The sequence below is a fragment of the Paramesorhizobium leguminum genome (assembly GCF_003217235.1).
In the GTDB taxonomy this organism is placed as follows: domain Bacteria; phylum Pseudomonadota; class Alphaproteobacteria; order Rhizobiales; family Rhizobiaceae; genus Paramesorhizobium; species Paramesorhizobium leguminum.
The window spans coordinates 107,338-127,972 of the sequence record NZ_QJTF01000008.1 but is presented as its reverse complement, the minus strand read 5'-3'; the positions used below and the strand labels follow the sequence as shown (position 1 = coordinate 127,972).

General features: G+C 59.6%; 20 protein-coding genes. 13 read left to right on the top strand and 7 right to left on the bottom strand.

The window, feature by feature from the left end:
* Positions 1-255: 255 nt before the first annotated feature.
* The 5 genes from C7477_RS08970 (at position 256) to eno (ending at position 6,300) form a co-directional block, all read left to right on the top strand.
* Positions 256-942: a L,D-transpeptidase gene (locus tag C7477_RS08970; RefSeq protein WP_110751242.1), complete on the top strand. Its 687-nt coding sequence runs from the start codon at positions 256-258 to the stop codon at positions 940-942.
* Between the two features lie 222 nt (positions 943-1,164).
* Positions 1,165-2,793, top strand: a complete 1,629-nt coding sequence (locus tag C7477_RS08965; protein WP_110751240.1) for a CTP synthase — start codon at positions 1,165-1,167, stop codon at positions 2,791-2,793.
* A gap of 234 nt (positions 2,794-3,027) precedes the next feature.
* Positions 3,028-3,855, top strand: coding sequence for a 3-deoxy-8-phosphooctulonate synthase (gene kdsA, locus C7477_RS08960; RefSeq protein ID WP_110751238.1), 828 nt, complete (start codon positions 3,028-3,030; stop codon positions 3,853-3,855).
* Positions 3,856-3,917: 62 nt separating this feature from the next.
* On the top strand, positions 3,918-4,919 hold the full coding sequence (locus tag C7477_RS08955) for an alpha/beta hydrolase family protein (RefSeq protein WP_110751236.1): 1,002 nt from the start codon (positions 3,918-3,920) through the stop codon (positions 4,917-4,919).
* 103 nt (positions 4,920-5,022) lie between these two features.
* A complete protein-coding gene (gene eno / locus C7477_RS08950) occupies positions 5,023-6,300 on the top strand; it encodes a phosphopyruvate hydratase (RefSeq protein ID WP_110751234.1) in 1,278 nt (425 codons plus the stop codon).
* A 53-nt stretch (positions 6,301-6,353) separates the two neighbouring features.
* On the opposite strand, the gene hspQ is transcribed toward eno, so the two are convergent.
* Together hspQ and C7477_RS08940 are read right to left on the bottom strand one after the other, a co-directional pair.
* Positions 6,354-6,692 carry a heat shock protein HspQ gene (gene hspQ, locus C7477_RS08945; RefSeq protein WP_110751232.1) on the bottom strand — a complete coding sequence of 113 codons (339 nt, stop codon included), beginning with the start codon at positions 6,690-6,692 and terminating at the stop codon, positions 6,354-6,356.
* 38 nt (positions 6,693-6,730) lie between these two features.
* The gene (locus tag C7477_RS08940) at positions 6,731-7,933 is read right to left on the bottom strand and encodes a UbiH/UbiF family hydroxylase (protein WP_110751230.1); all 1,203 of its coding nucleotides are present in this window, start codon (positions 7,931-7,933) and stop codon (positions 6,731-6,733) included.
* Between the two features lie 179 nt (positions 7,934-8,112).
* On the opposite strand from C7477_RS08940, the gene pcsA reads away from it, so the two are divergent.
* From pcsA to C7477_RS08905, 7 genes are all read left to right on the top strand, one after another.
* On the top strand, positions 8,113-8,859 hold the full coding sequence (gene pcsA, locus C7477_RS08935; protein ID WP_110751228.1) for a phosphatidylcholine synthase: 747 nt from the start codon (positions 8,113-8,115) through the stop codon (positions 8,857-8,859).
* A gap of 18 nt (positions 8,860-8,877) precedes the next feature.
* A complete protein-coding gene (locus tag C7477_RS08930; RefSeq protein WP_110751226.1) occupies positions 8,878-9,849 on the top strand; it encodes a quinone oxidoreductase family protein in 972 nt (323 codons plus the stop codon).
* Between the two features lie 241 nt (positions 9,850-10,090).
* A complete protein-coding gene (locus C7477_RS08925) occupies positions 10,091-11,071 on the top strand; it encodes a quinone oxidoreductase family protein (RefSeq protein WP_110751224.1) in 981 nt (326 codons plus the stop codon).
* Positions 11,072-11,235: 164 nt separating this feature from the next.
* A complete protein-coding gene (locus C7477_RS08920) occupies positions 11,236-12,786 on the top strand; it encodes an ABC transporter ATP-binding protein (RefSeq protein WP_110751222.1) in 1,551 nt (516 codons plus the stop codon).
* Entirely contained in the window at positions 12,786-13,880 is a 1,095-nt protein-coding gene (locus C7477_RS08915) for an ABC transporter permease (RefSeq protein ID WP_110751220.1), read from the top strand. Before C7477_RS08920 ends, C7477_RS08915 begins: the two co-directional genes overlap by 1 nt.
* The gene (locus C7477_RS08910) at positions 13,880-14,800 is read left to right on the top strand and encodes an ABC transporter permease (protein WP_110751218.1); all 921 of its coding nucleotides are present in this window, start codon (positions 13,880-13,882) and stop codon (positions 14,798-14,800) included. Before C7477_RS08915 ends, C7477_RS08910 begins: the two co-directional genes overlap by 1 nt.
* 34 nt (positions 14,801-14,834) lie before the next feature.
* On the top strand, positions 14,835-15,902 hold the full coding sequence (locus C7477_RS08905) for a BMP family ABC transporter substrate-binding protein (protein WP_110751216.1): 1,068 nt from the start codon (positions 14,835-14,837) through the stop codon (positions 15,900-15,902).
* Positions 15,903-15,972: 70 nt separating this feature from the next.
* Here C7477_RS08905 and C7477_RS08900 read toward each other — a convergent pair whose 3' ends face one another.
* Positions 15,973-16,863: a LysR family transcriptional regulator gene (locus tag C7477_RS08900; RefSeq protein ID WP_110751214.1), complete on the bottom strand. Its 891-nt coding sequence runs from the start codon at positions 16,861-16,863 to the stop codon at positions 15,973-15,975.
* 108 nt (positions 16,864-16,971) lie between these two features.
* Between C7477_RS08900 and C7477_RS08895 the strand changes: the two genes are divergently transcribed.
* Positions 16,972-17,841 (top strand): SDR family oxidoreductase, encoded by an 870-nt coding sequence (locus C7477_RS08895; RefSeq protein ID WP_110751212.1) that lies wholly within the window; start codon positions 16,972-16,974, stop codon positions 17,839-17,841.
* A 66-nt stretch (positions 17,842-17,907) separates the two neighbouring features.
* Here the strand turns inward: C7477_RS08895 and C7477_RS08890 are convergent, their stop codons facing one another.
* The 4 genes from C7477_RS08890 to accC all read right to left on the bottom strand — a co-directional run bounded on the left by C7477_RS08890 (position 17,908) and on the right by accC (position 20,620).
* Positions 17,908-18,312, bottom strand: a complete 405-nt coding sequence (locus tag C7477_RS08890; RefSeq protein WP_110751210.1) for a type II toxin-antitoxin system VapC family toxin — start codon at positions 18,310-18,312, stop codon at positions 17,908-17,910.
* Positions 18,309-18,569, bottom strand: coding sequence for an antitoxin (locus tag C7477_RS08885; protein WP_110751208.1), 261 nt, complete (start codon positions 18,567-18,569; stop codon positions 18,309-18,311). The genes C7477_RS08890 and C7477_RS08885 overlap by 4 nt, the downstream gene beginning before the upstream one ends.
* Positions 18,570-18,635: 66 nt before the next feature.
* Positions 18,636-19,205: a leucyl/phenylalanyl-tRNA--protein transferase gene (gene aat / locus C7477_RS08880; RefSeq protein ID WP_281032531.1), complete on the bottom strand. Its 570-nt coding sequence runs from the start codon at positions 19,203-19,205 to the stop codon at positions 18,636-18,638.
* A 50-nt stretch (positions 19,206-19,255) separates the two neighbouring features.
* Positions 19,256-20,620: an acetyl-CoA carboxylase biotin carboxylase subunit gene (accC, locus tag C7477_RS08875; protein ID WP_110751204.1), complete on the bottom strand. Its 1,365-nt coding sequence runs from the start codon at positions 20,618-20,620 to the stop codon at positions 19,256-19,258.
* Positions 20,621-20,635: the final 15 nt, after the last annotated feature.

The window sequence follows — 20,635 nt, the reverse complement described above, 5'->3', positions numbered from 1 at the left end:
AACACTTTTACTTGAAGTAAATGAAAGCCTTTCGCGAAAACGGGAGGCTTTTATGCTTTGTTAACAGCCTTGTTTTATTGCCTTGAGCGAAAAGTGTTGCATACGAGCAATACACGGATCCCATTTCTGTTTGATTCGCAGATTGTGCGTTGAGTGAAAAACATGTTTGGCGTATCTGAAACTAAAAGGGCGGTTACCGAGTTATTCCCAAGACGAGCCGCTCTGCCAGGTCTCATTCTCATCAGGGGTAATCCCATGTTATCACGCCTTGTTCTTCTCGCTGGTGTCGCGGGATTGTGTCTGACTGTTCCGGCGGTGGCTCAGCCCTCCACCCAGAGCGGCGCCGCCAGGGCGGCCGTGGGCGCCAATGCGCTGCTCAAAGAGGTTTCGCTCGCAACCGAGAGTAAGAAGTCCCAGGCCAAGGCGCGCAAGAAGAACAATGCGCAGCAGACCAGTGCGCGGGGCAAATACAACCTCGACCCGAAGTTCATGCCGCAGGAAGTCTCGTTTTCGGGATATAAGCCCGGCACGATCGTCATCGACCCGGCGAAGCGCTTTCTCTATCTGGTCGAAACCCCCACTTCCGCGCGCCGCTATGGCATAGCTGTCGGCAAGGAGGGGCTGGAATTCAAGGGCACGGCGACCATTCAGACCAAGCGGGAATGGCCGCGCTGGATCCCGACCAAGGAAATGATTCAGCGCAATCCGGCGCAGTACGGCATGTACAAGGACGGCATGGACGGTGGCCCCGGAAATCCGCTCGGCGCCCGCGCGCTCTATCTCTCCCAGGGCAACAAGGACACCTATGTGCGCATCCATGGCACCACGCAGCCCTGGACCATCGGCAGCTCCGCCTCCAATGGCTGTTTCCGCATGGTCAATGAGCATGTGATGGACCTTTACAGCCGCGTCGATGTCGGCACGGAAGTCGTCGTTCGCTGAAACGACATATCCAGCGGTTGGAAAAGCCGGGTTAAAAACCCGGCTTTTTTGCTGTATTCAAAACTTTGCGGCATTGCGATTTAATCCTGTAAAAACAGAACGTTAGAGTCGCATTCAAAAGCAACAATTAAATTAGCGTCACGAAACGAACCCGGGGAGAATTTTCCCGGGCCCGATTTTTTTGTGGCGGAATCAATCAAGAGGGTCTAACGACGTAAGCCCATGGCGCGATATGTATTCATCACAGGCGGCGTGGTTTCCTCGCTCGGAAAAGGCATTGCTGCCGCAGCACTTGCGGCTCTCCTTCAGGCACGCGGCTATCGCGTGCGCATCAGGAAGCTCGATCCTTATCTCAACGTCGATCCCGGCACGATGTCGCCTTACCAGCATGGTGAGGTGTTCGTGACGGATGACGGGGCGGAAACCGACCTCGACCTCGGACATTACGAACGGTTCACCGGGCGTCCTGCCAACAAGCAGGACAACATCACCACCGGCCGGATCTACCGCAACATCATCGAGAAGGAACGCCGCGGCGATTATCTGGGCGCAACCGTTCAGGTCATTCCGCACGTCACCGACGAGATCAAGAACTTCATTACCGAAGGCAATGACGATTTCGATTTCGTGCTGTGCGAGATCGGCGGTACGGTCGGCGATATCGAGGCGATGCCCTTCCTCGAAGCGATCCGCCAGTTGGGCAACGAATTGCCGCGCGGCAGCGCCGTCTATATCCACCTGACGCTGATGCCCTATATCCCGGCGGCGGGCGAATTGAAGACCAAGCCGACGCAGCACTCGGTCAAGGAGTTGCGCTCGATCGGCATCGCGCCGGATATCCTGCTGGTGCGCGCCGACCGGCCCATTCCGGAATCGGAGCGACGCAAGCTGTCGCTGTTCTGCAATGTGCGGCCCTCGGCGGTCATCCAGGCGCTGGACGTGGCAACCATTTACGACGTGCCGACTGCATATCATGCGGAAGGGCTCGATTCGGAAGTGCTGGCGGCCTTCGGCATCGACCCCGCGCCCAAGCCGCGCATGGAGCGCTGGCAGGAAGTGTCACACCGCATCCATAACCCGGAAGGCGAGGTGACCATCGCCATCGTCGGCAAATATACCGGCCTCAAAGACGCCTATAAATCGCTCATCGAGGCGCTGCATCATGGCGGCATGGCGAACCGCGTGAAGGTCAATCTCGACTGGATCGAATCGGAGGTTTTCGAGCAGGAAGACCCCTCGCCATATCTGGAAAAAGTGAACGGCATCCTGGTTCCGGGCGGCTTCGGCGAACGCGGCTCGGAAGGTAAGATCCTGGCGGCAAAGTTCGCGCGCGAGCGCAAGGTGCCTTATTTCGGCATCTGCTTCGGCATGCAGATGGCCTGCATCGAGGCCGCGCGCAATCTGGCCGGCATCGAAAGCGCCTCTTCGACGGAGTTCGGCCCGACAAAGGAGCCGGTCGTCGGCCTGATGACGGAATGGCTGAAGGGCAATATGCTGGAGAAGCGCAGCAAATCCGGCGATCTCGGCGGTACCATGCGGCTCGGCGCCTATGAGGCGCGGTTGAAGAGCGGGACGCGCATCGCCGACATCTACGGTTCTTCCGAAATTTTCGAACGCCACCGCCACCGCTACGAGGTCAATGTCGACTACAAGGAGCGGCTGGAGGAATGCGGGCTGGTATTCTCGGGCATGTCACCGGACGGCGTTCTGCCGGAGACCATCGAATACCCCGATCATCCCTGGTTCATCGGCGTGCAGTATCATCCGGAGCTGAAATCGCGCCCGTTCGAACCGCACCCGCTGTTTGCTTCGTTCATCGAGGCGGCAGTGGAACAGGGGCGGTTAGTGTAGTCTGTTCTGATGAAGACGCCGGCGCCAGGTACCCCCCTCTGCCCTGCCGGGCATCTCCCCCTCAAGGGGGGAGATTGGCTTATACGACCATCCGGCCTCAATCTTCACCGTTGGCGATTGATGCCGGCATTGGTGAAGGCGTAATCTCCCCCCTTGAGGGGGAGATGGCTGGCAAGCCATAGGGGGGTACTGTCCCGCTACGTTTCCGTGTAGATGCTTTAGGAGGCCCAACTCATGCCCACCAACTCCACCGTCAAAGCCGGCAACGTCACCTTCTCCAACACGGCACCGCTGGCTCTCATCGCCGGCCCCTGCCAGATGGAAAGCCGGCAGCACGCCTTCGACATGGCGGGCGCGCTGAAGGAATTGACCGAGAAGCTTGGGATCGGCCTCGTCTATAAATCCAGCTTCGACAAGGCGAACCGTACCTCACTGTCAGGCACACGCGGCATGGGACTGGAAAAGGCGCTCGAAGTCTTCACCGATCTCAAAAAAGAATTCGGTCTTCCAATGCTCACCGATGTGCACACGGAAGAGCAATGCGCCATCGTCGGCAAGGTTGTCGATGTGCTGCAGATCCCGGCCTTCCTCTGCCGCCAGACTGATCTTCTGATCGCGGCGGCAAAGACCGGGAAGGTGATCAACATCAAGAAGGGCCAGTTCCTCGCGCCCTGGGACATGAAGAATGTCCTTGCCAAGGTGACGGAAAGCGGCAATCCCAACGTGATGGCGACGGAACGCGGTGCTTCCTTCGGCTACAACACGCTCGTCTCCGACATGCGCTCCCTGCCGATCATGGCAGGCTTCGGCGCGCCGGTCATTTTCGACGCGACTCATTCCGTGCAACAGCCGGGAGGGCAGGGCGCTTCATCGGGCGGCCAGCGCGAATTTGTCGAGACGCTGGCGCGGGCAGCGGTTGCCGTCGGGGTCGCCGGGGTGTTCATCGAAACCCATCAGGACCCCGACAATGCGCCTTCCGACGGGCCGAATATGGTGCCCCTCGATCAAATGCCACGCCTCCTCGAAACGCTGATGGCGTTTGACCGGATTGCGAAGGCCTAAAGTCGCGCAGCTTTACACGGGATGGTGGTCGCGGTAGCTTGCCCCCGGTGGAGGCGAGCGATATGCCGAGAATAATGTTTCTCGTGGCTTTTTTGGTCGCGGTATGCGCGCCCCAATTGGCGTTGGCCGCTTCGACCGAATATCAAGCTGGTGCGGTTCGCATCACCGTTCCGGATGTGGATGGCGCGTTCAACGCCATCGTCTGGTATCCTACCTCCGCCCCGGAGAAGCCGTGGCAGGCTGGTCCGTTCACCATTTCCGCCAGCCAGAACGCGCCAATCGCCACGGATCGGCGTTTCCCGGTGGTGCTCTTCTCGCATGGCCGTGGCGGCTCTCCACTAAGCCATCGTGAACTTGAAGCCAGTCTGGCGCGTGAAGGTTTCGTGGTCGTGGCTCCCGCGCATCTAGGGGATACGGCCGGCCAGCCTCAAGCAAAAAATCAGGCTCAAATTCTGATGGCGCGTCCGCGCCAGGCGATGGAAGCCCTGAACGCAGCGCTGGCTGACCGCCGCTTTGCGGAGCATGTAGATTCAGCGCGCATCGGCATGATCGGCTATTCGGCGGGCGGATACACCGCTCTGGTGCTTGCCGGAGCGCGCCCAGATTTCGAGGCAGCGACGGCCTATTGCCAAGGCGAAGGGCAGGGAGATATCGGTTCATGCGGACCTGCCAAGGACGGCACAGCCGATGCCGACAAACAACTCGGGACATGGCAACCGCCAACGGAACCGCGCTTGAAGGCGCTGGTGCTGATGGACCCGCTGAGCTTCGTTTTTGACAAGGCAAGCCTCGCTGCGATCAAAATTCCAGTCCTGCTGCTGCGGCCAAAAGACGACGCCTATATGAGCGCAGCGCCCAACGCCCTTGCACTGGCCAAAGACCTCCCCACGCCTCCGGAACAGATCGTGGTGCCCGGACGTCACTTCGTCTTCATCGATCCATGCCCTGAGAAATTGGCGGCGGAAGCCCCGCTCATTTGCAAGGACGGTCCGAGTGTCGACCGCACCGCGATTCATCGCACCATTGAACATGACGTGGCGGATTTCCTTCGAGCGCATTTGTGACGGCGATTTCATCAGCCAAGGGATTTTCCTTCCCCCCTCCTTTCGATATGGAAAGACGCGAAAGTTCTTTTGCGTTTCAATTGGTCCAGGAAGGAAGCATCCCATGACTGCTATCATCGACATCGTCGGTCGTGAAATTCTCGACAGCCGCGGCAATCCCACCGTGGAAGTCGATGTGAGGCTGGAAGACGGCTCCTTCGGTCGGGCGGCGGTGCCGTCGGGCGCTTCCACGGGCGCGCATGAGGCGGTGGAACTGCGCGATGGCGGCGCCCGCTATCTGGGCAAGGGCGTCGAAAAGGCTGTCGATGCGGTCAATGGCGAGATCTTCGACGCGCTGGCCGGCATGGATGCGGAAAACCAGATCCATATCGACCAGACGATGATCGATCTCGACGGCACGCCGAACAAGAGCCGCCTCGGCGCCAACGCCATCCTCGGCGTTTCGCTCGCCGTCGCCAAGGCTGCGGCGCAGGCGACCGACCTGCCGCTCTATCGTTATGTGGGCGGCGTCAACGCGCATATCCTGCCTGTGCCGATGATGAACATCATTAATGGCGGGGCGCATGCCGACAATCCGATCGATTTCCAGGAATTCATGGTGCTTCCCGTCGGCGCGTCCTCCATGCGCGAAGCGGTGCGCCATGGCGCGGAGGTGTTTCATACGCTGAAGAAGCGTTTGAAGGATGCCGGCCATAACACCAATGTCGGCGACGAGGGCGGCTTCGCGCCGAACCTGATGAGCGCTGAGGCGGCCTTGGATTTCATCGTTGAGTCCATCGAGAAGGCCGGCTTCAAGCCGGGCGAGGAGATCGCCATCGGGCTCGATTGCGCGGCGACCGAATTCTACAAGGGCGGCAACTACGTCTATGAAGGCGAGAAAATTACGCGCGACGCCAAGGCGCAAGCCGAATATCTGGCCAAGCTCGCCACGGATTATCCTATCATCACGATCGAAGACGGCATGGCCGAGGATGATTGGGAAGGCTGGAAGTATCTGACCGACCTCATCGGCAACCGCTGCCAGCTCGTCGGCGACGATCTTTTCGTCACCAATTCGGCACGCCTGCGCGATGGCATCAAGATGGGCGTGGCGAACTCGATTCTGGTCAAGGTCAACCAGATCGGCTCACTCTCCGAGACCCTCGACGCCGTCGAGACGGCGCACAAGGCGGGCTACACCGCCGTCATGTCGCACCGTTCGGGCGAAACCGAGGATTCGACCATCGCCGATCTCGCCGTCGCCACCAATTGCGGACAGATCAAGACCGGTTCGCTCGCCCGCTCCGATCGGCTCGCCAAATACAACCAGCTCATCCGCATCGAGGAAGAGCTCGGACCGCAGGCGCGCTACGCGGGTTATTCGGCGTTCAAGCGGGTCTGATCGTTCGTTGCTTTCGCCGCGCGTCCATGGCGCGCGGCGGTCCTGCCGGCCCCTTAATTCGCGTGCTGTGGCTTGATCTTGTAGACGCCGTTTTCCACGCTTTCGAACAGCTCTCTTATCTGGGGATGGCGCAGCGGTTCGCCGCTTAAGTCAAGTAACAGGTTCTGCTCCGATACATAGGCCGTATACTCGCCTTCCGCGTTTTCAGCGAGCAAATGATAAAACGGCTGGTCGCGATTTGGCCGCACATCCTCGGGGATGGCCTGATACCATTCCTCTGTATTGGCGAATTCCGGATCGACGTCGAAGATGACGCCGCGAAATGGGAAAAGCCGATGCTTGACCACTTGTCCAATCTGAAACTTTGCATGCTTTATTTGTGGAATGCTCATTGTACTTGAATGTGCCGGGTTTGGGTGCATCTTCATATCTATCTGGCGCTGTTGGCCCTGAATTTCCAGGTAAAGCCGCTGCCAGGCTTAAGACCCTCGCGCATGAAGAAACCGCGAAGCGGAGCGAACGAGCGCAGAAGCTCAAGGCCAACGCTGCGCGCGATCTGTGCCGGCAGGAAGCCGGTCAGGAGTGAGCGGTTCAGCGCATCGACAGATCCCGTGCGGGCCAGGACGTCCGGTCGCCGCGAGCGGTCATAGGCCCGCGTTACGCGCTCGGCCCCCATGTCGGATGGATCGGCCTGCAGCGCCTTCAAAAGCGTCTCCACATCACGAACGCCGAGATTGAGCCCCTGCGCGCCAATTGGCGGGAAGACATGCGCCGCCTCTCCGGCGAGCACCGTCCGGTTGGCGGCAAAGGCGGTCGGCACCAGTCCCGACAGCGGCCACGCCTGCTGTTTTGTCTCGACCGTGACCTTGCCAAGCATCGAATGCATCCGCTCCTCGACCCGAGCAGCCAGCGCCGTCGGGTCGAGCGACATCAGCTCCTCCGCAAGCGCCGGATTAGCAACCCAGACGAGGCTTGAGCGTCGGCCGGGCAGGGGCACTTGCGTGAACGGGCCATCCTCGGTGTGGAATTCCGTCGAGATATTCTCATGGTCGAGCGTATGGGCGAAGGAGAGCACGATCGCTGTCTGCGGATACGTCCAGCGCCGGGCGCCGATATCAGCTGCTTCCCGCGCCGGAGAGTTGCGCCCGTCGCAGGCAACGAGAAGGCGCGCGACCATCTCGCTGCCATCGCCGGTCTGAATTTCGACATGGTCCGCCATGTGCCGGTAGCCAGTCGCCGGTGAAAGGATACGGGCAATGCGCGGATCGGCATCCACCGCTTTGGCGAGCGCCTTGTTGAGCACCGTGTTCGGCATGTTGTAGCCAAAAGCCTGCTCGCCGATTTCGCCGGCGTGGAAAGTGACGGTGGGACTTCTGACGAGGCGGCGCGTGGCGTCGACAATGCGCATCGTAGCCAGTGGCGCGGTTTGGCTGGAGATGACATCCCACACGCCCAATCGCTTCAAGAATTCAATCGCCGGCATCATCAGCGCCGTGGTTCGCTGGTCGTTTTCGCTTGGGGAGGGGCCTATGAGCGCAACCTCATACCCCTCTTTAGTCAATGCGAGCGCTGCAATCATCCCGGCCGGACCGCTGCCCGCGATGGCAATTTGCTTTTCGATTTTTACGCTCATGGCTGAAGTCCTTTGCGAAATCAGGCAGCTGTCTCGTTGATGCTGTAAGCCCGGACTGGGTAAAAGACACGCGGAAAATGCGTTTTCCCTTGCTCTTTGATCTTAATTTGCGAAAAGCTTTTCATGGGAGCGGCCCATATGGATGAGATCCGGACCGGCAAAAAGAATCGGCAAGGCGCGTGAAAGAAAAATTGTCTGAAAAATTCAAAACCAAGCGGGTGACCGTGCCGCAGGTTCGGGCTTTTTCCGTTCATCTGCTGACGGCCTCCGGTTCGTTTCTCGCCTTTCTTTCCATTGTCGCCGCAAGCGAGGATCGTTGGACCGCCATGTTCTGGTGGCTCGGCCTCGCTTTGTTCGTCGATGGCATTGACGGGCCCATCGCTCGCAGGCTGGACGTGAAATATGTCCTGCCCACTTGGTCCGGCGAACTCCTCGATAATATCATCGATTATGTCACCTATGTGCTCATCCCTGCCTTTGCGCTTTATCAAAGCGGTTTCATGGGCGAGGGGCTTTCCTTCCTGTCCGGCGCGATCATCGTGATCACCAGCGCGATCTATTATGCCGATACCGGCATGAAGACGAAGGAAAACTTCTTCAAAGGCTTTCCCGTCGTCTGGAATATGCTTGTCTTCACTCTGTTCATAATCCGGCCCGGTGAGTGGATCGCATTCGCGACGGTGGTCGTCTCCGCCATACTTTCCTTCGTGCCCATCCATTTTCTGCATCCGGTGCGTGTCGTTCGTTTGCGCCCGCTCAATCTCACCATTTTTCTTCTATGGTGTGCCCTGGGTGTAACGGCTATCTTCTATTCGCTGCAGGCGCCATTATGGGTGCGCATTGGTATTTCTATCACGGGCATCTATCTTTATTGCATCGGCGCGGTGATGCAATTTTTCCCGAAATTGGGAGCATCACGCGCTTAACCGGAACGGAGTGTAGCGATGACCCATGCCATCCGTGTTCATAAGGTCGGCGGACCGGACGTTCTTTCGTACGAGCCTGTAGAAATCGGTGAGCCGGGGCCGGGCGAGGCAAAAATCCGCCAGGAAGCCATCGGCCTCAATTTCATCGACGTTTATTACCGCACCGGCCTATACAAAGCGCCGTCACTCCCGTTCATTCCCGGCAATGAAGGCGCGGGCATTGTCATTTCAGTCGGCCCCGGCGTCAGCAACATAAAGCCTGGAGACCGCGTCGCCTATGTCGCGCTGGGGGCCTATGCCGAGGAGCGTATCGTCCCTGCTGACCGTTTGGTGATCGTCCCCGACGGCATTGACTTAAAAACGGCAGCCGCCGTCATGCTAAAAGGCATGACCGCGCAATATTTGCTGCGCCGTACCTTCCATGTGAAGAAAGGCGACACGATCCTCATCCACGCGGCGGCAGGCGGCGTCGGCCTCATTGCCGGGCAATGGGCCAAACATCTGGGCGCGACGGTCATCGGCACCGCCAGTTCGCCCGAAAAGATCGAACTCGCCAAGGCCAATGGCTACGATCACGTCATCAATTACCGCACCGAGAATTTCGTCGAGCGGGTAAAGGAGCTGACCGGCGGACAGGGAGTCGATGTGGTCTACGATTCCGTCGGCAAGGACACGTTCCCTGCCTCGCTCGACGTGCTGAAACCCTTCGGCATGTTCGTGAGCTTCGGCCAATCCTCCGGCTCCATTCCGCCCTTTGACATCGCCATCCTGCAACAGAAGGGATCGCTCTTCGCCACCCGCCCGTCGCTCAATCAATATACCGCCAAGCGGCACGACCTCGAAGCCATAGCGAAGGACCTGTTTTCCGTCATCGAGAGCGGCGTCGTCTCGGTGCATATCAACCAGACCTATGCGCTGAAGGATGCGGCCAAGGCCCATGCGGACCTTGAAAGCCGCAAGACGACAGGCGTGTCGGTGCTTATTCCCTAGACCGCCGCTCTTTCGGCATATTGGTGGTGCAGTTTTTCCCGCGATTGGGTGGCAGCTAAAGCCCAGAGATTGTGGACAACGCCCCTTGTCCAGCCGTCATTCTCGGGCTTGTCCCGAGAATCTGCCATAAGAAAAAGATAAGCGATTACCGTCCTGACAGATCAGGTCGGCAGATTCTCGAGACATCCTCGGATTTAATCCGAGGACTGAGAATGACGAACAATAGCAGCGGAGTGCAGCCATGACCCATGCCATCCGTGTTCATCAGCTCGGCGGACCCGAGGTGCTTACTTACGAAACAATCGAAATCGGCGAACCGGGGCCGGGCGAGGCCAAAATCCGCCAGGAAGCCATCGGTCTCAATTTCCTCGATACCTTGTTCCGCACCGGCACCGGCCTATACAAGGCACCCTCGCTCCCCTTCACGCCGGGCAATGAAGGCGCGGGGATCGTCCTCTCCGTCGGACCGGGCGTGAAAAACATTAAACCAGGCGATCGCGTTGCCTATGTCGTGACGCTTGGCGGCTATGCGGAAGAACGCATCGTCCCCGCCGACCGGTTGGTGATCGTTCCTGATGGTATCGACCTCAAAACCGCCGCCGCTGTCATGCTGAAAGGTATGACGGCGCAATATCTTTTGCGACGTGCCTTTCACGTGAAGAAAGGCGACACGATCCTCTTCCACGCGGCGGCGGGTGGCGTCGGGCTTATTGCCGGGCAATGGGCGAAACATCTTGGCGCAACGGTGATCGGCACAGCCAGCTCGCCAGAAAAGATAGAACTCGCCAAGGCCAACGGCTACGACCACGTTATCAATTATCGCACCGAGAACTTTGTCGAGCGCGTGAAGGAACTGACCGGCGGCCAAGGCGTCGAAGTGGTTTACGATTCGGTCGGCGAGGATACGTTCCCGGGCTCGCTCGATGTTCTGAAACCGCTCGGCATGTTTGTAAGTTTTGGACTGTCCTCCGGCCCGATTCCGCCCTTTGACATCTCAATTTTGCAGCAGAAGGGATCGCTCTTCGCCACGCGGCCAACGCTCAATACCTATATCGCCAAGCGGAAGGACCTTGAAGCCACGGCGAAGGATTTGTTCTCCGTTATCGAAAGCGGTATCGTATCGGCGCACATCAACCAGACCTATGCGTTGAAAAATGCGCCACAAGCGCATATCGATCTGGAAAGCCGCAAGACGACAGGCACGACGGTGCTTATTCCGTAGGCGAGTGTCGTCACTGCATCTTATGTGTGCGAATCTCAGGGTGTGTGCGTATTTTGCACTTCCCAATTTCAAGGGTGCTGTCATAAGAAGCCAAACGTATGATCCCGAAAAGTTGCAGACTTCCAGGCAAGATCATATGAATAAAATGCTGCTTGTGGGAAGCCATGTCAGTTACCGCCACCGATCAGCCGCTTCTGGACGTTCGCCGGGTCACCAAGACATTCGGCAACCTCGTTGCGTGCGACGCGATCGATCTCGTCATCAAGCGTGGCGAAATCCACGCGCTTCTGGGCGAAAACGGCGCCGGCAAATCCACCTTCGTAAAAATGCTGTTCGGCTCGCTGCAGCCGGTTGCGGGAGAAATCTTCTGGAAGGGCCGGAAGGTGAACATTTCCAGTCCCGCCGTTGCGCGCGGGCTCGGCATCGGCATGGTCTTCCAGCATTTTTCCCTGTTCGACTCCCTGACCGCTGCGGAAAACATCGCGCTCTCATTGGATAAGAAAATTCCGCTACAAGACATTGCGGTCCGGGCTCGTGATCTGGGCGAGGCTTATGGCCTGCCTCTCGATCCCGATGCGCTGGTCGGCGATCTTTCGGTAGGCGAGCGCCAGCGCATCGAAATCATCCGCTGCCTTCTGCAGGAGCCGGATTTGATTATTCTTGATGAGCCGACATCGGTTCTGACCCCGCAGGAAGCTGATCGCCTGTTCGTAACGCTGGAGCGGCTGCGTGCCGAGGGCAAGTCCATCCTCTATATCAGCCACAGGCTGGACGAAGTGAAGCGGCTTTGCGATCGAGCGACCGTTCTTCGCCACGGCAAGGTGGCGGGCGATTGCGATCCTCGAAAAGAAACGCCGGCGTCGCTCGCCCGCATGATGGTCGGCAACGATATCAAGATCGCCCGCCGCGATGTCGCGACGGGCGGGAAGGGCGAAGCCCGGCCGCTGCTTGAAATCAGGGGACTGAGCCAGCCGCCACGCGGGCCATTCTCCACCGCGCTCCACGATATAAGTCTTACGGTTTATGCAGGCGAGATTGTCGGCATCGCGGGCGTTTCCGGCAACGGGCAGGGCGAATTCTTCGAATCCGTCTCGGGCGAGATGAGGCAGGACCGCGCGGATACGATCCGCATCGGTGGTGTAGCCGCCGGGCGGGCCGGCATTTCGCGGCGCAGAGGGTTGGGCGCGGCCTTTGTGCCGGAGGAGCGGCTCGGCCACGGCGCCGTGCCGGAATTGCCGCTGACGGACAATTTGCTGCTTTCCCGCTATGCGACCGATGGTGGGGCGTTTCTGCGCGGCGGCCCGCTTAAAATTCTGGCGAGACACAGGCTGCAATCCGCCGTCGGCTCAATCGTCAAGGCGATGGATGTGCGCAAAAGCGGGGAAAACCCTGATGCATCCGCACTATCGGGCGGCAATTTGCAGAAGTTCATCATCGGACGGGAACTCGCCCGCAAGCCCGCCGTTCTGGTTGTCAACCAGCCGACATGGGGCGTCGATGCCGGGGCGGCGGCGTATGTAAGACAGGCGCTCATTGATTTGGCGCGTGATGGTTCAGCGGTTCTGGTTATCAGCCAGGATCTGGATGAACTCATGGAGATTTGCGACCGAATCGCGGTGATGAATCAGGGCGCGCTCTCAAAAACGCTTCCATCGGCTGAGGTAACTCTGGAGAAGATCGGCCTGATGATGGGCGGCGCGGACAAGGCGGCATGATGCGTATCGAACTGGTCAGGCGGCCACAGCATTCGGTTCTGTTCAGCGCGCTTTCCCCGCTCATCGCGCTGGCGTTGACGTTGGTTGCAGGCGCGATCCTGTTCGCCCTGATGGGCAAGCCCCCGCTGCATGGCCTTTACGTTTATTTCGTCGAGCCGCTGACAGAAGTCTGGTCGCTGCACGAGCTGATGGTCAAGGCCGCGCCGCTGATCCTCATTGCCGCCGGTCTCGCGCTCTGCTTTCGCTCCAACAACTGGAACATCGGCGCGGAGGGACAGTTCATCGCCGGGGCGATTGCCGGCTCGATACTGCCCGTCATGTTCCCGGATTTTCAGTCGTGGGCGGTTCTGCCACTGATGCTGCTGATGGGCATGGCGGGAGGCGCCGCCTATGCCGGTATTCCCGCTTTCCTGAAGGTACGCTTCAACACCAATGAAATCCTGACCAGCCTGATGCTGGTCTATGTCGCGCAATATTTTCTCGACTGGATCGTGCGCGGTCCATGGCGCAACCCGCAAGGCTATAATTTCCCCGAAACACGCCAATTCAACGATTCCGCCATCCTGCCGGAAATATGGTCGGCATCGGGCCGCGCCCATTGGGGTATCGTTTTGGCCTTAGTGGCCGCCGTCGTCCTCTGGTTCGTTCTTTCGCGCACCATGAAGGGTTTCGAGGTCCGCGTTTTGGGCGCAAGTCCAAGGGCAGGGCGCTTCGCCGGGTTCAGCGCCGGGAAAATGACGTTTTTCGTCTTCCTCGTGTCCGGCGCCTGTGCCGGGCTCGCCGGCATCGCGGAAGTCTCCGGCGCCATCGGCCAATTGCGGCCAAGCATCTCACCGGGCTACGGCTTCACAGCCATCATCGTCGCGTTCCTTGGGCGCCTCAACCCGCTCGGCATCGTCGCCGCCGGATTTGTCCTGGCCCTATCCTATCTTGGCGGCGAGGCGGCGCAGGTGGCGATCGGGATTTCGGAAAAATCGGCGCGCATCTTCCAGGGCATGATCCTGTTCTTCGTTCTGGCGAGCGATACGCTGATCCATTATCGCATCCGGCTCATCTTCTCGCCAAAAGCCAAGCCAGCGCAGGAGAAATCGTGATGGAGATGACACAGGCCATCCTTCTGACCGTCGCGACCGCCGCCACGCCGCTGCTCATCGCGGCGATGGGCGAACTGGTGGTGGAGCGCTCCGGCGTGCTCAATCTGGGCGTCGAGGGCATGATGGTCATGGGCGCGGTGACGGCGTTTGTGGTGGCGCAGATGACTGGCTCAGCGTGGCTCGGCATGGTCGCCGCTATTCTGGCCGGCGCGGCGTTTTCGCTCCTGTTCGGCTTTCTGACGTTGACGCTGGTGACCAATCAGGTGGCAAGCGGCCTCGCGCTCACCATTCTGGGCTTGGGCGTTTCCGCCATGATCGGCGAAAGCTATGTCGGGCTGCCTGGCATCCGCATGGAACCGATCCATATCCCCGGTTTGTCGCAGCTTCCGCTGGTTGGACAGTTCCTGTTCGGGCAGGATCCGATCTTCTATCTCTCGATCCTGCTCACCGTGGGCGTCAGCTGGTTCCTGTTCCGCACACGGGCGGGCCTGACGCTGCGCGCCATCGGCGATAATCCCGGTTCTGCCCATGCGCTCGGCGCGCATGTGGTGCGCATCCGTTATCTCGCCGTGCTCTTTGGCGGCGCTTGCGCCGGTCTTGCCGGGGCGCAATTATCGCTCGTTTACGTGCCGCAATGGGTGGAGAACATGACTGCCGGGCGCGGCTGGATCGCGCTCGCGCTCGTTGTCTTCGCTTCATGGCGGCCATGGCGCGTGCTCGCCGGGGCTTATCTCTTCGGCGCGGTAACCATCGGTCAATTGCATGCGCAGGCTCTGGGGCTTGGCCTGCCATCGCAGTTTCTTTCCGCATTGCCCTATCTGGCGACGATATTGGTTCTCGTGCTGATCTCACGGAACCGGCGTTCGACCATGATCAATACCCCGGCTTCGCTTGGAAAACCGTTCGTGCCGGATCGATAAATAGCGATCAATAAACAACAGGAGAGCAGTCAACATGAGGAAAATGTTTCTGGCGCTGGCCGCTGCGGCGAGTGTCGCTTTCGCGGGCGCAGCCCATGCCGAGGAGAAGCTGAAGGTCGGCTTCATCTATATCGGACCCCCCGGCGATTTCGGCTGGACCTACCAGCACGATCAGGGCCGCAAGGCGCTTGAGGCCGCGCTTGGCGATAAGGTCGAGACGACCTATCTGGAAAACGTGCCGGAAGGCGCGGATGCGGAGCGCTCCATCGAGCGTCTGGCGCGCGCGGGCAACAAGCTGATTTTCGCCACGTCCTTCGGCTATATGGACGCGGTCATGAAGGTCGCGAAGAAGTTCCCGGACGTGAAGTTCGAGCATGCGACGGGCTACAAGACCGCCGAAAATGTCTCGGTCTACAATTCGCGCTTCTATGAAGGTCGTTATATACAGGGCCAGATAGCTGCAAAAATGTCGAAGGCGGGCGTCGCCGGCTATATCGCCTCGGTGCCGATTCCCGAAGTCGTGCAGGGCATCAATTCTTTCATGCTCGGCGCGCAGTCGGTCAATCCGGATTTCAAGGTCAAGGTCGTCTGGGTGAATTCCTGGTTCGATCCGGGCAAGGAAGCCGACGCAGCAAAGGCGCTGATCGACCAGGGCGTCGATATCATCACCCAGCACACCGATTCCACCGCAGCCATGCAGGTGGCGGCGGAGCGCGGCATCAAGGCCTTCGGTCAGGCCTCCGATATGATCAAGTTCGGCCCGACGACGCAGTTGACGTCCATCGTCGATAATTGGTCTCCGTATTACATCGAGCGCACCAAGGCCGTCCTCGACGGAACGTGGAAATCACAGAACGTCTTCCACGGGATGAAGGAAGGCTTCGTCGTCATGGCGCCCTACACCAACATGCCTGATGACGTGAAGAAAATGGCCGAGGAAACTCAAGCCAAGATCACCTCGGGCGCCTTCAAGCCCTTCACCGGACCGATCAAGAAGCAGGACGGTTCGGTCTGGCTGAAGCAAGGCGAAACCGCCGACGACGCAGCCATTCTGGGCATGAACTTCTACGTGGCCGGCATCGACGACAAGCTGCCGCAGTAAACGATAGCCATTTGGCAAAAGTCGATGAGCGCCGGGAAATCGGCGCTCATCCAACCTCGCTTTCGAGGCCTCATTTGCCGATATAACCAGCCAGCTCTTCAGGCGTACCCTTCGGAAAGGCTTGCTTCAAATAGTCCAGAAACGCGGATACGCGGGCGCTAAGCAGCCGCCGCGAGGGGTAGAGCGCCCATAACGTGATTGGCGGCCCGTCGATGTCGCCCCAATATGCGAGCGTGCCGTCAGAGAGATCGCGGCTCACGAGTGACAGCGGAAGACGGCCCGCGCCGACGCCTGCCCGTACCGCGTCGCGAACCATGACGAGCGATGAAAGGCTTAAGATTGGCTCGACCGCGATGCTCGATTGACCGGCGGACGTCTTGATCTTCCAGGCCGAGCGGTCACCCGTCCCGCGCAAGACAGCCGGAACGGCCTCACACGCGACCGGTTTGACAAGCCGGGGACTTGCCACGACCACCAGTCGATCATGCAGGAAAGCCCGGCCGACCAGGCTTTCGTCCGGGGCCGGATTGACCCTGATCACCAGATCGAATCCCTCCTCGATCATATCGACGGCACGGTCTTCCGTCGTCACCTCAAGCCGCACGTCCGGATGCTTCAAGGCGAACCCGGCTGCGATTTTCCCCATCGCGGTCTGGGAGAAAAGTAGCGGAGCGCTGATCCGCAATCTGCCCCGCGGTTTTTCTCCGCCGGAGGCAATCGCCGCCGCCGTTTCTTCCAGCTCTGTGAGCAAAAGGCCTGCCCGCTCGAAAAGCGCTCGCCCTTCCTCCGTCAGCTTCAATGCGCGCGCACCACGCTCGAACAGGCGCAGATTGAGGGCGGCCTCCAGTTCAGCGACCCGGCGGGACAGGGTCGCCTTGGGTCTACCCGTGGCCCGCGCAGCCCGACCGAACCCGCCATGCCGGGCGACAAGATTGAAATCGGCAAGAGCAAGAAGATCCATATGTTCCACCCATGAGACGTTGCGTCCAGATATATCGTCTATCTGAAAAAATTTGGATCACTAATTTGACGATGTCTTTTGACCCCAACCACCAACAGGAGTGATCCCATGACTATTCTCGTTACCGGCGCCACCGGACGTGTCGGTCGCCATGTCGTCCAGCAACTCGTCAATCGCGGCGCCAAGGTGCGCGTCCTGACCCGCGATCCCTCGAAGGGAAATTTCCCGGCCGGCATCGAAGTCGCCCAAGGCGACTTGCTCGATATCGATGCACTGCGCGCGGCGTTTGACGGCGTGAGCACGCTGTTCCTGCTGAACGCGGTCACCGGAGACGAATTCACGCAGGCGATCATCACGCTCAACATTGCTCGCGAGGCTGGCGTCGAGCGCGTCGTCTATCTCTCGGTGATCCACGCCGACCGCTTCGTGAACGTACCGCACTTCGCGGTGAAATCCGGCGCCGAGCGGATGCTCGCACAGATGGGTTTCAGCGCCACGATCCTGCGACCGACCTATTTCATCGACAATGAGCTGATGATCAAGGACGTCATCCTTGATCACGGTGTTTATCCGATGCCGATCGGCAACAAGGGCGTCGCCATGGTCGACGCGCGCGACATCGCCGAAGTCGCGGCGATCGAGTTGATCCGCCGCGAGCAGGCGCGGGACAAGCTGCCGCTCGAAACAATCAATCTGGTTGGTCCGGATACACTTACCGGCCCCGAGGTCGCTGCGATCTGGTCGGATGTTCTGGGACGTCCAATTGTCTATGGCGGTGACGATCCCAGTGGATTCGAGCAGAACATGGCCAGCTTCATGCCGAAATGGACGGCCTATGAGATGCGCCTGATGGCCGAGCGTTATGTCAGCGACGGCATGATCCCCGAAGCCGGCGACGTCGAGCGGCTGACCCAGATTCTGGGCCGCCCGCTGCACTCCTATCGCGCCTTCGCCGCCGGGATTGCTCTTGAATCCTGATATCCGGGCATCTTCGCTCAATTGGTTTGAATACGAGGGGCGCTGGATAACCGGCGCTCTTTTGTCTCACACTATCCAGTCTTCCACGCGCAGGCCTTCCACGCGATCAAATTCTCCGATGTTGTTGGTAACGAGTACCAGGTCCCGAGCCTTGGCCTGCCCGGCAATGAGCACATCGTAGGGGCCAATAGGCGTTCCCTTGGCGGCGAGGGCGGCCCGTATTTCTCCGGCGATGAAGGCGTCGTGCGAATCAAAATCGAGGACCGGAAAATCTGCGAGCAGCAGACGCAAGGTCTCGAGATTGTGCTGCACCTTCGCGCTCTTATGTGCTCCGAAATAAAGTTCGTGGATGACGATTGACGACAGGCCGATGCTGCCCGGTGGACTGTCGAGAACGCGCCTAACCAGCGCCTCCGATTTGCGGGCTATCAACCCAATCACTACATTTGTGTCGAGAACGCGGGAAATCACGGAAACACCGCGTCAATCTCCGGCCGGTCCTGCTGCTCCGGCTGCTGGCGGCCATCTGCCAGGAAATCGTCGCTCATCCCGCGCGCCAACGCCGCCTTCAACGATGCCCATGCCTCCTTGGCCTCGACATGCGGACGAAGAATAAGCGCATCGCCTTCCTGCGTGATTTCCACGCGTTCAACATCGAGGCGGAACTCTTTCGGCAGTCGAACGGCCTGCGAATTGCCGGATTGAAAGACGCGGGCGAGATGCGGCATGGCTGCTTGCTCCAATGTATATACTGAAACATATATACATCTTTGCCGAAACAGTTTCAATATCTGTTAAAACTCCGCCACCCCCGACAGCGCGTCCTCCAGCATCCGCTCATAGCGCGGGCGAGCCACTTCTATTGCGCCGAAGCGTTCCAGGTGCTGCGTGGTGAACTGCGTGTCGAGCAGCGTAAAGCCGTGTGTGGTGAGGTGTTCTATGAGGAAGACGAGGCAGACCTTCGAGGCGTCGGGTTCGCGGGAGAACATGCTTTCGCCGAAGAAGGCCCGCCCGAGCGTCACGCCATAAAGCCCGCCGACCAATCGGCCTTCGCGCCAGGCTTCAACTGTGTGGCAATGGCGGCGATGGAAGAGCGCGGTATAGACCTCGCGGATGGGGCGGTTGATCCATGTGCGGGCGCGCTTGCCCGTGCCGCTGGCACAGCCATTGATGACGCCGTCGAAATCCGTATCGAACCTGATCTCAAAACGCCCCTGACGTATCACCTTTTTCAGGCTACGCGGCACATGATAATCATCGAGCGGTATGATGCCGCGTTTTTGCGGCCTGACCCAGAAGACTTCAGGGTCGTCGGCGTCCTCCGCCATGGGAAAGACGCCGGAGGCATAGGCGCGCAGGAGCAGGTCGGGCGAAATTCTGTGATCCTTCGCCGCCCTGCCTGCCGCCACGGCGCTTATTCTCCCTTGGCTTCGGCGGCGGTCTGGCCGGCGAGATATTTCTCCAGCCAGTGGATATCGTAATCGCCATTGGCGATATCAGGATTGCTGATCAGATCCTGGAAGAGCGGCAGCGTGGTCTTGATGCCGTCCACCACGAACTCGTCGAGCGCGCGGCGTAGCCGCATCATGCACTCGACGCGATTGCGCCCATGCACGATCAGCTTGCCGATCAGGCTGTCATAATAGGGCGGGATCTTATAGCCGCTATAAACGCCCGAATCGACACGGATGCCAAGGCCACCCGGCGTGTGGAAATGGGTGATGACACCGGGCGAGGGGGTGAAGGTGCGCGGATCTTCCGCATTGATGCGGCACTCGATGGCGTGGCCCGAGAAGCGGATATCCTTCTGCGTCACGGACAGTCCGGCGCCGGAAGCGACGCGAATCTGCTCATGTACAAGATCGATGCCGGTGATCGCCTCGGTCACGGGATGCTCCACCTGGAGGCGCGTGTTCATTTCGATGAAATAAAACTCGCCGTTCTCGTAGAGGAACTCGATCGTGCCCGCGCCGCGATACTTGAGCTTCTTCATGGCTTCGGCGCAGATATCGCCGATCCTCATGCGCTGCTCGACATTGAGGGCAGGGGAATTGGCCTCTTCCCAGACCTTCTGGTGACGGCGCTGCAGGGAGCAGTCGCGCTCGCCCAGATGCACGGCATTGCCTTCGCCGTCGCCGAACACCTGCACTTCGATGTGGCGCGGCTTGCCGAGATATTTTTCCATGTAAACGGCATCGTTGCCGAAGGCAGCCGCCGCTTCCGTGCGGGCTGTCGTCCAGGCTTCGATGAGATCCGCTTCGGTCTTGGCAACCTTCATGCCGCGCCCGCCGCCGCCGGCCGTCGCCTTGATCAGCACCGGATAACCGATGGAGGCGGCAGCCTTGAGCGCTTCAGCTTCAGTCTTCACTTCGCCGTCCGAGCCGGGAACGACCGGAATGCCGAGTTCCAGCGCCGTGTTCTTGGCGGTGATCTTGTCACCCATCAGGCGGATATGTTCGGCGGTGGGGCCGATGAAGGTAATGCCGTGGGCCTCCAGGATATCGGCGAACTTGGCGTTCTCCGAAAGGAAGCCGTAGCCGGGATGGACCGCGTCCGCGCCGGTGATCTCGCAGGCGGCGACGATCTGGTGAATGTTCAGATAGCTCTCACGCGACTGCGGAGGGCCGATGCACACGCTTTCGTCGGCAAGGCGCACATGCATCGCGTCGGCATCGGCGGTCGAATGTACCGCCACCGTCTTGATGCCAAGCTCCTTGCATGCCCTGAGCACCCGGAGCGCGATTTCGCCGCGATTGGCAATGAGAATTTTCTGAAACATCGTGTCCCGCCCGCC